At 42.3% G+C, this 13,683-nt stretch carries 15 protein-coding genes; 1 reads left to right on the forward strand and 14 read right to left on the reverse strand.

Annotated features, from left to right (window positions below; all coding sequences use genetic code 11):
- Nucleotides 1–6 precede the first annotated feature (6 nt).
- The 14 genes from J2S23_RS08370 to fabM form a co-directional block, all read right to left on the reverse strand.
- Nucleotides 7–1,038, reverse strand: a complete 1,032-nt coding sequence (locus J2S23_RS08370; RefSeq protein WP_307122267.1) for a DUF6574 domain-containing protein — start codon at nucleotides 1,036–1,038, stop codon at nucleotides 7–9.
- A gap of 351 nt (nucleotides 1,039–1,389) precedes the next feature.
- Entirely contained in the window at nucleotides 1,390–2,160 is a 771-nt protein-coding gene (locus tag J2S23_RS08375) for an acetyl-CoA carboxylase carboxyl transferase subunit alpha (protein ID WP_307122268.1), read from the reverse strand.
- Nucleotides 2,157–3,023 (reverse strand): acetyl-CoA carboxylase, carboxyltransferase subunit beta, encoded by an 867-nt coding sequence (accD, locus tag J2S23_RS08380; protein ID WP_307122269.1) that lies wholly within the window; start codon nucleotides 3,021–3,023, stop codon nucleotides 2,157–2,159. Before accD ends, J2S23_RS08375 begins: the two co-directional genes overlap by 4 nt.
- A gap of 140 nt (nucleotides 3,024–3,163) precedes the next feature.
- Nucleotides 3,164–4,528, reverse strand: coding sequence for an acetyl-CoA carboxylase biotin carboxylase subunit (locus J2S23_RS08385; RefSeq protein ID WP_307122270.1), 1,365 nt, complete (start codon nucleotides 4,526–4,528; stop codon nucleotides 3,164–3,166).
- Nucleotides 4,529–4,546: 18 nt separating this feature from the next.
- The gene (gene fabZ, locus J2S23_RS08390) at nucleotides 4,547–4,969 is read right to left on the reverse strand and encodes a 3-hydroxyacyl-ACP dehydratase FabZ (protein ID WP_307122271.1); all 423 of its coding nucleotides are present in this window, start codon (nucleotides 4,967–4,969) and stop codon (nucleotides 4,547–4,549) included.
- On the reverse strand, nucleotides 4,966–5,439 hold the full coding sequence (gene accB, locus J2S23_RS08395) for an acetyl-CoA carboxylase biotin carboxyl carrier protein (RefSeq protein ID WP_307122272.1): 474 nt from the start codon (nucleotides 5,437–5,439) through the stop codon (nucleotides 4,966–4,968). The genes fabZ and accB overlap by 4 nt, the downstream gene beginning before the upstream one ends.
- A 5-nt stretch (nucleotides 5,440–5,444) precedes the next feature.
- A complete protein-coding gene (fabF, locus tag J2S23_RS08400) occupies nucleotides 5,445–6,677 on the reverse strand; it encodes a beta-ketoacyl-ACP synthase II (protein WP_307122273.1) in 1,233 nt (410 codons plus the stop codon).
- A 31-nt stretch (nucleotides 6,678–6,708) separates the two neighbouring features.
- Nucleotides 6,709–7,440, reverse strand: coding sequence for a 3-oxoacyl-[acyl-carrier-protein] reductase (fabG, locus tag J2S23_RS08405; RefSeq protein ID WP_307122274.1), 732 nt, complete (start codon nucleotides 7,438–7,440; stop codon nucleotides 6,709–6,711).
- 12 nt (nucleotides 7,441–7,452) lie between these two features.
- Nucleotides 7,453–8,373: an ACP S-malonyltransferase gene (fabD, locus tag J2S23_RS08410; protein ID WP_307122275.1), complete on the reverse strand. Its 921-nt coding sequence runs from the start codon at nucleotides 8,371–8,373 to the stop codon at nucleotides 7,453–7,455.
- 3 nt (nucleotides 8,374–8,376) lie between these two features.
- Entirely contained in the window at nucleotides 8,377–9,345 is a 969-nt protein-coding gene (gene fabK / locus J2S23_RS08415) for an enoyl-[acyl-carrier-protein] reductase FabK (RefSeq protein WP_307122276.1), read from the reverse strand.
- Between the two features lie 112 nt (nucleotides 9,346–9,457).
- Nucleotides 9,458–9,682, reverse strand: a complete 225-nt coding sequence (locus J2S23_RS08420) for an acyl carrier protein (protein ID WP_307122277.1) — start codon at nucleotides 9,680–9,682, stop codon at nucleotides 9,458–9,460.
- Between the two features lie 61 nt (nucleotides 9,683–9,743).
- On the reverse strand, nucleotides 9,744–10,718 hold the full coding sequence (locus tag J2S23_RS08425; RefSeq protein WP_307122278.1) for a beta-ketoacyl-ACP synthase III: 975 nt from the start codon (nucleotides 10,716–10,718) through the stop codon (nucleotides 9,744–9,746).
- The gene (gene fabT / locus J2S23_RS08430; RefSeq protein WP_307122279.1) at nucleotides 10,718–11,152 is read right to left on the reverse strand and encodes a fatty acid biosynthesis transcriptional regulator FabT; all 435 of its coding nucleotides are present in this window, start codon (nucleotides 11,150–11,152) and stop codon (nucleotides 10,718–10,720) included. Before fabT ends, J2S23_RS08425 begins: the two co-directional genes overlap by 1 nt.
- A 105-nt stretch (nucleotides 11,153–11,257) precedes the next feature.
- The gene (gene fabM / locus J2S23_RS08435) at nucleotides 11,258–12,046 is read right to left on the reverse strand and encodes a trans-2-decenoyl-ACP isomerase (RefSeq protein WP_307122280.1); all 789 of its coding nucleotides are present in this window, start codon (nucleotides 12,044–12,046) and stop codon (nucleotides 11,258–11,260) included.
- A 181-nt stretch (nucleotides 12,047–12,227) separates the two neighbouring features.
- On the opposite strand from fabM, the gene J2S23_RS08440 reads away from it, so the two are divergent.
- The gene (locus tag J2S23_RS08440; RefSeq protein WP_307122281.1) at nucleotides 12,228–13,577 is read left to right on the forward strand and encodes an aspartate kinase; all 1,350 of its coding nucleotides are present in this window, start codon (nucleotides 12,228–12,230) and stop codon (nucleotides 13,575–13,577) included.
- The last annotated feature ends 106 nt before the right edge of the window (nucleotides 13,578–13,683 follow it).

The raw sequence follows: 13,683 nt of genomic DNA on the forward strand, positions 1-13,683 counted from the left end.
CTATGACTAATAGCCAAACGGACTGTAATAGTTAACGAAAGAATTAAAGTTACCTGTTAGACTATTTAATATCATTTCACCAGCGATTGATCCAGCAACCATCATAAAAATGAAAACTATAATTGAAAACAATACACTAGCAATAATATATTTATAAAACATATCTAGATTAGAATGATTTTCTCTATGATACAATGTATAACCTGATGCCGCAACAAAAATAAAGTAGCTTAGTACTGTTAACAATACTGACAAACTATAAACATCCAACAGTGAGAAAAGGGCCGCAAAAGCCATCAATGGGACGTTCAAAGAAACAAGGCGGCCAAACCACTCAAAGCTATAGCCGAAAGTAAACTTTTTCTCCTTATAAACAATTAATTTGACAACAAAACCAGCAATAATAAAGGCAACGTAAATAAAGCTAAATCCTAAGAATACGGATATAAAATTAGAAAAACTCAACCAACCTGCTTTTAACAGAGGGATTGTTATAGTTAACGTCGTGAATAGAACAACTAATCCAATAACCGTAAGACCATTGTATTTGTGGGTCGGACGATCCATGGTTGGACGTTTCCAGGACGTTTTTAACCAGATCCAAAATTGCTTCCAGAAAATAGAGAAGGCTGATGGAACCGCCACTTGCATGGTATAAACTTGTTGATCTCCATTAGACGGTCCTTGTTCAAATTGAACAGGACGTTGCTGAGCAACCTGTTGGCTTTGGGGCTGAGGTGTAGCATTGACTGGAGGAACAGTTTGTTGGTATCCAGTTGCCTGTACTGGATTGGCTGCAATTGGTTCTGGTTGTGGTTGAGACTGAGGCTCTACTTGTGGTTGCTGTTCTACTTGTGGTTGTACTTGAACCGGAACCTCTGCCTCCTCTAAATGATTCGTATGCTCAGGCATTTCTGGTATGATTTCCGAGATGTCTTCTGAGAATTCTCCTGCTTGGCGTGCCGCCTCTATCTCACTCGGTTCTGGACTACGGCCATTTACCGCTTCAAAATAATCGATCCAATCTTGCTGTGACATATCATATCTCCTTAAAAATTTATCCTCATTTAGTATATATGTATATTTGCTTTTCGTCAATACTATCTGGTAAATTTCCAAATAATTCTGTCAAAAACAATAAGATAGCGAACCTTTTTACAGCAAAGTCGTGATTGTAATCGTTTTCTACTAGAAAATTCATTCAATTTTTTTATATGAGTGGAAACAGGATGACTCAGCCTCAATAATTCATTCCAAAATCAAGCTAAGGTACTGTTGACTTGGCTGGATGAGCTATACTGAGCCACCTCGTTTCATTTTTTTGATTATCACCAAAAGCAAAACATCCCGACAATCAAAATCGGGATGTTGTTTGCTATATAGAACGTGTTAATACTTTCTAAAACGCTCATAACGCGCCTGCAATAAGTCTTCAAGAGTGAGTTTTGATAGTTCTACAAAACCTTGAATCAATTCAGTCTTGATATGAGCAACTAGTTCATGATTGCTTTTGCCTTCTTCTGGAATAACCGCATCAACAACACCTAGTTTTTCTAACTCAAAAGACGTGATTTTCATCAATTCAGCTGCTTCCATAGCACGACTGCCGTCTTTCCAAAGGATTGAGGCAAAGCCTTCTGGCGATAGCACAGCATACATGGAATTTTCCAGCATCCAAACCTTATCAGCCACCGCAAGGGCCAAAGCGCCACCTGATCCTCCCTCGCCAATAATGATGGCAATAATAGGGACTTTTAAATCACTCATCTCAAGAAGGTTTCGCGCGATAGCTTCACCTTGTCCACGCTCTTCAGCTCCCAGGCCAGGATAAGCACCTGCTGTATTGATAAAGGTAACAATGGGACGGTTAAACTTTTCTGCCTGTTTCATGAGGCGTAAAGCTTTTCGATAGCCTTCTGGATGAGGCTGTCCAAAGTTTCGCTTCAGGTTATCCTGTAAGTTTTTCCCTTTTTGAATCCCAATAAAGGTAATCGGTTGGCCTTCTAATAACCCAATTCCCCCAACAATTGCACCATCGTCTCGAAAATTGCGATCCCCGTGAAATTCCATAAAATCATCAAACAAAAGCTCAGCAAAATCTAAAGTTGTTAAGCGAGCCTGATCACGCGCTGACTTAATAATACGACTGACTTGGCTCATTTCACACCTCCATGCATTCTGATTAAACGCGCAATTGTAGGGCGCAATTCCTGTCTTGCTACGATAGCGTCCACAAATCCATGGTCTTGCAAGAACTCTGCCTTTTGGAAATCATCTGGAAGAGTTTCACGGACAGTATTTTCAATGACACGGCGACCAGCAAAACCGATTAAGGTTTGTGGTTCTGCCAAGATGACATCACCTTCCATCGCAAAACTTGCCGTCACACCACCTGTTGTTGGATCAGTTAAGACGGTTAGGTAAAATAGCCCAGCGATAGAATGACGTTTCACCGCTGCTGAAATTTTAGCCATCTGCATGAGGCTCATAATTCCTTCTTGCATTCGCGCCCCACCTGAAGCCGTGAAAATGACTACAGGCAAGTCTTTCTCAATAGCATACTCAAACAAGCGGGTTATTTTTTCTCCCACCACAGTCCCCATGGAAGCCATAATGAAATGAGGGTCCATAATCCCCAATGCTAGAGGGTATCCCTCAATAGTGGCAATCCCTGTTAAGACAGCTTCATCTAGTCCAGTCTTGGCCTTTGTTGTTTTTATTTTTTCGTCGTAACCCGGAAAATTCAACGGATTTGTCGTTTCAATACCAGTAAACAACTCCTGAAAAGAATCCTTATCAACTGTGATGGCTAGACGATCATGGGCAGTAATTCGGAAATTATACCCACAGCCTGGACACGTTTTAGCCAATCCAAGATCTGAACGGTAAATCATTTTTTTACAAGCAGGACACTTATCGAATAGCTCGTCTGGCACCTCTGGCTTAGCTTGAGGTAGCTCATTTCGAACAGATCTGTTGGGATTTATCCGAATGTACTTTTCTTTTTTTGAAAATAAAGGCATACCTTTCTCCTTCTATTCCCTAATCATACTCTTTATATAGCTCATAACTGTTGACCACGCTTTTTGTGAGAAACCTTTTTAAAAGATAAAACTTCCCAGTCCTAATCTCGGAAAACCCAAAATCAAAGCTGGGAAGGTTCTTAATCTTGCTGATATTCTGGTAAAAAATGTTCCATCAAATAAGCAGTATCATAATCACCTGCGACAACTCGGTGATCTGAAATGAGATCTAATTGAAAATCAACATTGGTCATAACACCATCAATCTCAAACTCATAAAGAGCACGTTGCATCTTCATTAGGGCTTCAAAACGGTTTTCCCCGTGAACAATGACCTTAGCAATCATAGAATCATAATAAGGTGGGATTGTGTAACCTGGGTAAACAGCTGAATCCACGCGTAAGCCCACACCGCCACTTGGCAAGTAGAGGTTGGTAATTTTACCAGGACTCGGCGCAAAATTAAAGGCAGGATTTTCAGCGTTGATTCGACACTCAATCGCATGACCTCGAAAAACAACTTCCTCTTGCGTAACGTCCAAGGGCTGACCTGCAGCAATCTTGATTTGCTCTTTGACAATGTCCACTCCCGTCACAAATTCTGTTACAGGGTGTTCAACCTGTACCCGAGTATTCATTTCCATGAAGTAAAACTCACCCGTAGCTTCATCTAATAAGAACTCAATGGTACCTGCATTTTCGTACCCTACAGACTGGGCAGCCCGAACAGCTGCAGATCCAATTTTTTCTCTAAGTGTTTTTCCTATCGCAATCGAAGGGCTTTCCTCAAGCACCTTTTGATTATTGCGCTGAAGAGAGCAATCCCGTTCACCAAGGTGGATAACATTGCCCTCTTGGTCTGCCAGGATCTGAACCTCGATATGACGGGCTGGGTAAATCACGCGTTCGATGTACATCGCTCCATTGCCAAAAGCAGCTTGGGCTTCTGAGGACGCATTTTCAAAGGCAGAAACCAAATCTTCTGAGCGTTCGACCTTACGAATTCCTTTTCCACCACCGCCTGCAGAGGCTTTTAGCATGACAGGATAGCCGATGGTTTCTGCAATAGCTAAGGCATCCTCAGCACTGAACACTTCACCGTCAGATCCCGGAATGACAGGTACCTGAGCCTTTATCATTTCTGCACGGGCATTGATCTTATCGCCCATTTTATCCATGACTTGACCCGATGGTCCGATAAATTTAATCCCAACTTCTTCACACATAGTCGCAAACTTAGAATTCTCTGAGAGAAAACCAAAGCCAGGATGGATCGCTTCAGCCCCTGTAACCACAGCCGCTGATAGGACAGCATTCATATTCAGGTAAGACTCTGTCGACCGAGCTGGACCGATACAGATGGCTTCATCAGCTAACATGGTATGAAGGGCATCCTTATCCGCTTCAGAATAAACCGCTACGGTTTCAACACCTAATTCTCGGGCTGCGCGGATAATTCGAACCGCAATTTCACCACGATTAGCAATTAAAATTTTTGAAAACATAATGGCCTTTCTATCTGATTAGGAGCCAATGGCAAAGGTCAAGGTACCAGAAGCGGCGAGTTTTCCATCTACTTCCGCCTTGGCTTCAACCACCGCAATCGTACCACGACGTTTCACAAAGGTAGCTGTCATGACCAACTGATCACCTGGAACAACTTGTTTCTTAAATTTGACCTTATCCATACCTGCATAAAAGACGAGTTTGCCTTTGTTTTCAGGTTTTGATAACTCTAAGACACCCGCTGTCTGGGCCAAGGCTTCCATGATAAGGACACCTGGCATAACAGGGTATTGCGGAAAATGCCCTTCGAAGAACGGCTCATTGATGGTAACATTCTTAATCGCTACAATCTGGTCTTCCGATGTTTCCAGAACACGGTCTACCAGTAAAAAGGGGTAACGGTGTGGCAAGGCTTCTTTAATCGCTAAAATATCAATCATTTTATACGTACCAAACCTTTCCCGAAATCAGCCACTTCTTCATTGCTGACCAAGATTTCAGTAATGACACCGTCTTGTGGTGCTGGAATTTCATTCATCACCTTCATCGCTTCGATGATAAGTAATGTCTGGCCTTTTTTCACTTGGTCACCGACTGAGACAAAGGCAGGCTTATCAGGACCAGGTGAAAGGTAAACCACACCAACCAGCGGGCTTTCCACAAGATCACCTTCTGCGACAGAGCCCATTGAAGGCTGTGCTGACGCTTCTGGGGCATCATGAACAGTTGGCACTGGAGTTGCCTCCACAACTGGACTAGCCGGTAGAGTATTTACCGCAGGGGCAATTGTTGCCCCCTTGTTCTCATTTTTTGAAAAAGCAAGTTCATCTTCCGCATTTTTATAAGAAAATTCTTTGAGGCTAGATTGGTCAAATTGAGCCATCAAATCTTTGATATCTGATAATTGCATACTACTTAATTCTCCCAACGTTTGAAGGCAATAACAGCGTTATGACCACCAAATCCAAATGTGTTTGAAATAGCGTGATTAATCGTCATCTCACGACCTTCTCCATAAATAACATCTGCTTCAATATAGTCTGATACTTCTTGCGTTCCTGCTGTCATCGGCGCATAAGAATGATTCATAGCCTCAACAACAGCAATCGCTTCAACTGCTCCAGCAGCACCCAAGAGATGCCCTGTAAAAGACTTGGTTGAGGACACAGGGGTTTCCTTACCAAAGACAGAAACAATCGCCTGGCTCTCACCTTTTTCATTAGCAGGAGTTGATGTTCCGTGCGCATTGATGTAATCAATATCAGCAGGCTCAAGACCAGCTTCATTAAGAGCCAATTTCATGGCTTTAATCGCACCAAGTCCCTCTGGATGTGGGGAGGTCATGTGATAGGCATCACAGGTATTCCCATAGCCTACAATCTCTGCCAAGATGGTTGCACCACGTTTTTGAGCATGTTCCAAACTTTCAAGTACCAAAACTCCTGACCCTTCACCCATGACAAAACCGTTACGGTCTTTGTCAAATGGAATCGACGCACGCAGAGGATCTTCTGTTGTTGACATCGCCGTCAAGGCTTGGAAACCACCGATTGCAAACGGCGTGATAGATGCTTCTGAACCACCTGCAAGCATGACATCTTGGAAACCAAATTTGATTTCACGGAAGGCATCTCCCAAGGCATCATTTGAGGAAGCACAAGCCGTAATCACACACTTACAAACCCCATTAGCGCCCACTTCCATGGCGATATTACCAGCTGCCATGTTTGGCAGTGCTTTTGGTAAGGTCAATGGACGGATACGCTTTGGTCCTTTTTCTGTCAGGCGGTTGACTTGATCTTCAATTTCCTTAATCCCACCGATACCAGTTGAGAGAATAACCCCAAAACGATCACGGTCAATAGTCTCTGTATCCAAGTTCGCATTGGCTACTGCTTCTTTTGCTGCGTAAATGGCATAAAGCGAGTAAGGGTCAAAACGGTTGGTATCTTTTTTAACGAAGTATTTGTCAAATGGAAATTCCTTGATTTCCGCTGCATTTTTAACCACAAAGTCTGTTGTATCGAATTTAGTGATTTTACCAATTCCTACTTGACCGGTTTTTAAGCTATTCCAGAACTCTTCTGGAGTGTTCCCGATTGGTGACGTTACACCATAACCTGTAACAACAACACGATTAAATGACATCTTGTGCTCCTTTATTCTTTTCAATGAGCGATTACATCGCTAGACCGCCATCAATGGCTAACACTTGACCTGTTAAATAATCCTGGCTTGCCATGAAGACCGCAACATCTGCGACTTGATCAACTGTTCCAAAGTTCTTCATAGGGATTTGTCCCATCATGGCCTCTTTAACCTTGTCTGAAAGAACATCCGTCATATCAGACTCGATAAAGCCTGGCGCAATCACATTAACCCGGACATTGCGTCCTGCAACTTCTCGCGCCACTGATTTTGAAAAACCAATTAGCCCAGCTTTTGAAGCAGCATAGTTGGCTTGCCCGGCATTCCCCATCAGTCCTACAACACTTGATATGTTGATAATAGCCCCTTCACGCGCCTTGGTCATCGGTTTTAGGACAGCCTGAGTCATATTGAAAGCACCCGTCAAATTAATCTTGAGTACCGCTTCAAAATCCTCTACTGTCATACGAAGCAACATCTTATCGCGGGTCACACCAGCGTTGTTAATCAGAATATCCACTGACCCTAAAGCTTCCGTTGCTTCTTCTACCATACGCTTAGCATCAGCATTATCTGACACATCACCAGAAATACCGACAACCGTTACACCATAATTCTCAAATTGGGCCAAAAGCTCTTCGGTAACAGGCCCACGACCATTCAATACCACATTAGCCCCAAGTTCTGCAAACTTATGAGCAATACCTAGGCCAATACCACGCGTTGATCCCGTGATAAATACATTCTTTCCTTTGATTTCCATTGCTTCCTCCTCTTAGGACAATAGCAGAGCTTCTAAACTAGCCATATCTTCCACATGACTGACCTCAGCAGACTTATCAATCTTCTTCATGAAGCCTGACAAGATCTTCCCTGGGCCAATTTCAATAAAGCGTGTTGCCCCAAGTTCTTGCAAGGTTCCAATTGATTCGTAAAACTTGACAGGCTCCATCACCTGACGTGCCAAGAGCGATTTCACCTGCTCTTCAGCCATAACAGTTGCTTCTGTATTTCCTACCAAAGGAATCTTGAAGCTATGAAATGGCACGCTATCAAGAACTTCAGCCAAGGCCTGGCTAGCTGACGCTAGCAAAGGCGTATGGAAGGGACCAGAGACATTTAGCTCAATAAGACGCTTAGCGCCAGCCTCTTTTAACAAGCCAACTGCTACATCTACAGCCTCAACTTCACCACCAATAACGATCTGACCAGGCGTATTGTAATTAGCCGGTTGCACAATACCATGAGCACTAGCTTCTTGACAAGCCTTCTCAATCACCGCGACATCTGTATTCATCACCGCGACCATCTTACCACTGCCAGCAGGGGCTGCGGTTTCCATCAACTCCCCACGTTTTGCAACCAAGGCCACAGCATCCGAAAAGGCTAGGGCACCTGAGGCGACTAAGGCAGAATATTCTCCTAGGGAAAGGCCAGCTACCGTGTCAGGGGTTATTCCTTTGTCAGCCAGTAACCGATAAATAGCTACCGATGTTGTTAAAATGGCTGGCTGGGTATATCTCGTTTGGTTTAATTTAGCCTCATCCGCATCAATCAGGTGACGAAGGTCATAACCTAAAATCTGGCTAGCTTCGTCAAAGGTTTCTTTGACAACAGGGTAGTTATCGTATAAATCACGAGCCATACCCAGTTTTTGAGCGCCTTGTCCGGCAAATAGGAAAGCTGTCTTTGTCATTACTTATTCTCCAATAGTAGCCCAACGCTGCGCTTCTTGTTTAATAATGTCAGCCGCACCGTAGTAGATGTCTTTCAGAATATCTTCACAGGTTTCTTCTTTGTCCACAAAACCAGCAATTTGACCTGCCATTACTGAGCCAGTTTCGACATCCCCTTCAACAACAGATCGTCTCAAAGCACCTGCTCCTAGATTATCAAATATTGTTAAATCAGGATCTTCTTGCTTAAAGGCCTCTTTCTCAGCAAGATCGAAATCGCGTGTCAATTTATTCTTGATAGCTCGGACAGCATGACCAAAGTGAGCTGCTGTAACAACTGTATCAATGTCTTTTGCCTTCAAAATTTTATCCTTGTAATTTTGATGCGCATTAGACTCTTTAGCAACTACAAATCTTGTTCCTAGCTGAACAGCTTCAGCCCCTAGCATGAATCCAGCTGCTGCTCCACGACCATCTGCAATACCCCCTGCTGCAATAACAGGAATAGAAACAGCATCTGCAACCTGACGCACCAGTGTCATCGTTGTCAGTTTACCAATGTGCCCTCCTGCTTCCATACCTTCGGCAATGACCGCATCCGCACCAACTTTTTCCATCCGTTTAGCTAAAGCAACACTTGGCACCACAGGAATGACGACCATCCCTGCTGCATGGAAACGGTCCATGTACTTACCTGGATTTCCAGCGCCAGTTGTCACAACTTTCACACCCTCTTCAATGACCAAGTCAACAATATCATCTGCAAATGGTGACAAAAGCATGATATTAACACCAAAGGGTTTGTCTGTGACTTCTTTTACGCGGTCAATGTTAGCTTTGACAACTTCTCGAGGTGCATTGCCTGCGCCGATAACTCCCAAGCCACCAGCATTAGAAACAGCTCCGGCCAAGTCACCGTCTGCGACCCATGCCATACCTCCTTGAAAGATGGGGTATTTAATATGTAATAATTCAGTAATCCGTGTTTTCATAGTAACCTTTTTCTATTAATTTGCTTAATAAATCATTTGAGAGTCAAACAATTTACTAAACAAGGGAGAATATCAAGTCCTTGATATTCTCTCTCTTTCTATTTAAGCTAACTTATTTTGTTTGCTCTTCAACGTAAGTAACCAAGTCACCAACTGTTTTTAAACTATCTTCTGCTTCGATTGAGATATCGAATTCATCTTCGATTTCTGAAATCACTTGGAAGATATCCAATGAATCAGCATCAAGTTCTTCAAAAGAAGTTCCTAATTGTACTTCTTCTGCGTCTTTACCTAATTCTTCTACAATAATTTCTTGTATTTTTTCAAATACTGCCATAAGTCTAACTCCTTATTTTCTAAAAAAAATTTTTATAAATGGTGTTTCCACCAGTTATGAACTAAATGGTTAAAAGAAGGATCCCCCAGGTCAAGCCACCGCCAAAACCGGCTAAAACCAATTTTTGACCGCTTCCTAAAGTGATTTTTCCTTCTGCGATACATTCCGACAATAAAATCGGAACACTGGCTGCGCTAGTATTACCGTAACGCATCATATTGGCTGGCAATTTTTCACGGTCTACACAGAGCTTTCTGGCCATCTTATCTAACATCCGATCATTGGCTTGATGCAGAAGAAAATAATCCAGTTCCTCTGCAGAAAGATCTGCTTCTGATAAGGTTTCTTTAATAGTCGCCACCACATCACGAATAGCAAAGTCAAAAACAGCTCGGCCATCCATCTCTAAACTAAGATGTGAGTCCTCCTCTACTGAGAAAGGTGAGGCAAGTCCCTGATAACTAGACGTTAAGGCTTGTCCACGCCCGCCATCGGTGTGTAAGGATTCTATCAGAAAATGCTTTTGATCACTAGCCTCTATTAAGACTCCACCAGCTCCGTCGCCGAACAATACAGCTGTTCGACGATCCTGCCAATCGATCACTTTAGACAAGACTTCAGCTCCAATGACCAGGCCACGCTTGCAACTGCCTGAAAGGATCAACTTTTCGGCTGTTGATAGGGCAAAGATAAACCCTGAGCATGCTGCCGTCACATCAAAGGCAAAAGCATGACTAGCTCCAATATTAGCTTGAACTCTGGCTGCTGTGGATGGCATCATGGAATCTGGTGTAATGGTCGCTACAAGGATAAAGTCTAAATCTGACGCTTGCCAAGACGATTGAGCGAGGAGTTTCTTAGCTACTTCAGTCGCTAATGCACTCGTTTGCTGGTCATGGCTAATATGGCGCTCTTTTATACCAGTCCGAGAACTAATCCATTCATCACTCGTATCCATTATTTGAGCTAAGTCATTATTAGTGACCACCTGATCAGGGACGTAATGAGCAACTTGGCTAATTTTAGCATAGCTCATTACTTCAGCTCCTCTAAGAAGGCATGCAGTTTAAGAAGACCTTTTTGCATAATAGCATATTCTTCCTTAGTCATGCCATCTGTAATTTCTTCAATCATGCGTTGATGGAATTTACGATGTAACCGATAAATCAGACGCCCTTTTTTTGTCAAATAAAGATGAACAACACGACGATCCTTGGTAGACCGAATACGATCTATGTAGCCTTTTTCTTCTAGCCTGTTTAAACTAGCCGTCACCGTTCCTAATGTCACCATTAAGGTTCTCGCAACGTCCGAAGGTTTACAATCTGGAATCGTCCCAATCACATCTAGAGTATGCATCTCTTTAATCGAAAGATCCCTAAAGCGGCTCGTTTTTAAACTATTCTCCTCAATAATTAACACATTATTAAAAATTGAAGTTAAATATTCATTGACCAACTCGTTACTCACATCTTCCTCCTTATACCAGATACAACTCAAAATATTTGACAGTCAAAGTATATCAGAATGATGGCTATTTGACAAGTATAAATGAATTATTTTTTTATTTTTTTCTTATTTTCCAGTAAATTTAGGGCGGCGTTTCTCTGTGTATGCTCTCACACCTTCTTTAAAGTCCTCAAAAAGGGCCAGAGATTTTTGCCATTCAATTTCTACATTGGCATAGTCTGACCAGCCGGAAAATTCACTTTGCCAGACCATTTCCTTAATTGCCTTGTAAGAGTTGGGGGAGTTACGCAGTAACTTTGTAATCAACCGATCAGTTGCTTTTTCAAGTTTCTCTGCCTCACACACCTTATAGACAAAACCATACTCCAGCCCTTTTTCAGCCGAAACAGGCTCACCTGTCATCGTAATTTGGGTCGCCCGGTTAATACCAATAGAACGGGTTAACAGATATAATCCGCCCGCATCAGGAGCAAGACCAACACCTACAAAAGCTTGAATAAACTTCGCCCTGTCTGAAGCAACACAAAAATCAGAAGCCACTACTAGATTAAAAGCTGCACCAGCAACTGGTCCATCAACACTCATGACAACAGGTTTTGGAAGGCGTTTTAAAGCATAGGAAATTTCATTCACCTGCTCAGCAATACGCCCCAGGGATGCGATATCATCGTCATCGACAGCTCTCTGCATCTCAGCTAGGTCCCCTCCAACGGAAAAAACTTTGCCTGTTGCATTAACCAATAAAATCTTGACAGTATCGTCTTGTTCAGCCAAAGCTATCGCTTCTAAAATCTCATCACACACAGGCACATTAAACCCATTAGAGATTTCAGGTCGGTTCAATGTTAAGGTTGCAACACTGTTTTCAACTTGATATAAAATCCCATCAAACATACATTACCTCCATTTAAGGAACATTTTTATTACTAATCATTGTAACCGAAAGTCAAAATTAATTCAACAATCAAACTATTATTTTTTGTCACATCCCACACTTAAACCTCCAAAAGTAAAGCTGACAAAACTTCCTTTTTCTGCTATAATAAGAGAAAATTTCTATTATATGGAGCTTCTTATGAAAGTCGTAAAATTTGGCGGTAGTTCTCTTGCTTCTGCTACTCAATTGGAAAAAGTCCTCAACATTGTTAAAGCTGATACGGATCGCAAATTTGTTGTCGTCTCAGCCCCCGGTAAACGCAACGCAGAAGATACTAAGGTAACGGATGCTCTAATCAAATATTATAAGCATTATGTTGCAGAAAAAGATGTGACCAAAGATCAAGATTGGATTATTCAACGCTACCAAGATATCGCAGATGAACTCCAATTAGACGGGCGCGTTATGGAGAATATCAAAGCGACTGTATTAGAGCTAGCGACTCTACCAATCAAGGATAATCCGTTCTTATACGACACGTTTTTAGCTTCAGGTGAAGATAATAATGCTAAATTAATTGCCCAGTATTTTAATGAAAATGGCTTAAATGCTATCTATATGCATCCAAAAGATGCTGGAATCACCGTGACAAACGAGCCAAGCAACGCTCAAATTATCCCATCAAGTTATGACACAATCGAAAAACTCTCAGAGCTTGATGAGGTAATCGTAATCCCAGGTTTCTTTGGCGTAACCCAAGATAACCATATTTGTACTTTCTCAAGAGGAGGCTCCGATATCACTGGTTCTATAGTAGCTGCTGGTGTCAAAGCTGACCTTTATGAAAATTTCACAGATGTAGATGGCATATTCTCAGCCCATCCTGGTATTGTCCATAACCCCAACTCCATCAAAGAGCTGACCTACAGAGAGATGCGTGAATTAGCCTATGCTGGCTTCACTGTTCTCCATGATGAAGCTTTAATTCCTGCCTATAGAGGCCGTATCCCTCTTGTTATTAAAAATACTAACAATCCTTCTCATCCAGGAACACGCATTGTTTTAACCCATTCCAATACCCAACAACCAGTTGTAGGCATTTCAGCAGATGATGGCTTTTCAAGCATCAATATTTCTAAATATCTCATGAACCGAGAAATCGGTTTTGGACGTAGAGTATTGCAAATTTTAGAAGAGCTTAATATTGGCTTCGAACACATGCCAACAGGTATCGATGACATGTCCGTAGTGGTCCGCGATCGGGAATTAACTCCAATCAAAGAAGAAGAAATTTTGCGTCAGCTTACCCACAAAATGGAAGTTGATAAAGCTGAAATAGAACGTGACCTGTCCATTCTAATGGTAGTAGGCGAGCATATGAAAGATCAAATTGGTGTCACAGCCAAAGCAGCAAAAGCTCTATCAGATAACGATATCAATATCGAAATGATCTCCCAAGGGTCCAGTGAAGTTTCTATCCTCTTTGTCATTAAAACTGCTCAAAAAAACGAGGCTATCAGAGCCTTGTATACCACCTTCTTTGAATAATTATTATCATCATAATCATGACCACCCGTCTAACGGGTGGTTTGAACAGGGGCTATAAGCCCACATCACCAGCCAGCGCCTAAAGACGCTGGCTTTCACTTTGTTC

Origin of the sequence: Streptococcus moroccensis (assembly GCF_030812835.1) — a bacterium.
Lineage (GTDB): Bacteria > Bacillota > Bacilli > Lactobacillales > Streptococcaceae > Streptococcus > Streptococcus moroccensis.

Coding starts and splice junctions, on each gene's coding strand:
- fabZ (WP_307122271.1), bottom strand. CDS start 4,969: ATGATTGATATTTTAGCGATTAAAGAAGCCTTGCCACACCGTTACCCC.
- J2S23_RS08420 (WP_307122277.1), bottom strand. CDS start 9,682: ATGGCAGTATTTGAAAAAATACAAGAAATTATTGTAGAAGAATTAGGT.
- fabG (WP_307122274.1), bottom strand. CDS start 7,440: ATGGAAATCAAAGGAAAGAATGTATTTATCACGGGATCAACGCGTGGT.
- fabM (WP_307122280.1), bottom strand. CDS start 12,046: ATGTTTGATGGGATTTTATATCAAGTTGAAAACAGTGTTGCAACCTTA.
- accB (WP_307122272.1), bottom strand. CDS start 5,439: ATGCAATTATCAGATATCAAAGATTTGATGGCTCAATTTGACCAATCT.
- accD (WP_307122269.1), bottom strand. CDS start 3,023: ATGCCTTTATTTTCAAAAAAAGAAAAGTACATTCGGATAAATCCCAAC.
- fabF (WP_307122273.1), bottom strand. CDS start 6,677: ATGTCATTTAATCGTGTTGTTGTTACAGGTTATGGTGTAACGTCACCA.
- fabK (WP_307122276.1), bottom strand. CDS start 9,345: ATGAAAACACGGATTACTGAATTATTACATATTAAATACCCCATCTTT.
- J2S23_RS08440 (WP_307122281.1), top strand. CDS start 12,228: ATGAAAGTCGTAAAATTTGGCGGTAGTTCTCTTGCTTCTGCTACTCAA.
- J2S23_RS08385 (WP_307122270.1), bottom strand. CDS start 4,528: ATGTTTTCAAAAATTTTAATTGCTAATCGTGGTGAAATTGCGGTTCGA.
- J2S23_RS08425 (WP_307122278.1), bottom strand. CDS start 10,718: ATGAGCTATGCTAAAATTAGCCAAGTTGCTCATTACGTCCCTGATCAG.
- J2S23_RS08370 (WP_307122267.1), bottom strand. CDS start 1,038: ATGTCACAGCAAGATTGGATCGATTATTTTGAAGCGGTAAATGGCCGT.
- fabD (WP_307122275.1), bottom strand. CDS start 8,373: ATGACAAAGACAGCTTTCCTATTTGCCGGACAAGGCGCTCAAAAACTG.
- J2S23_RS08375 (WP_307122268.1), bottom strand. CDS start 2,160: ATGAGCCAAGTCAGTCGTATTATTAAGTCAGCGCGTGATCAGGCTCGC.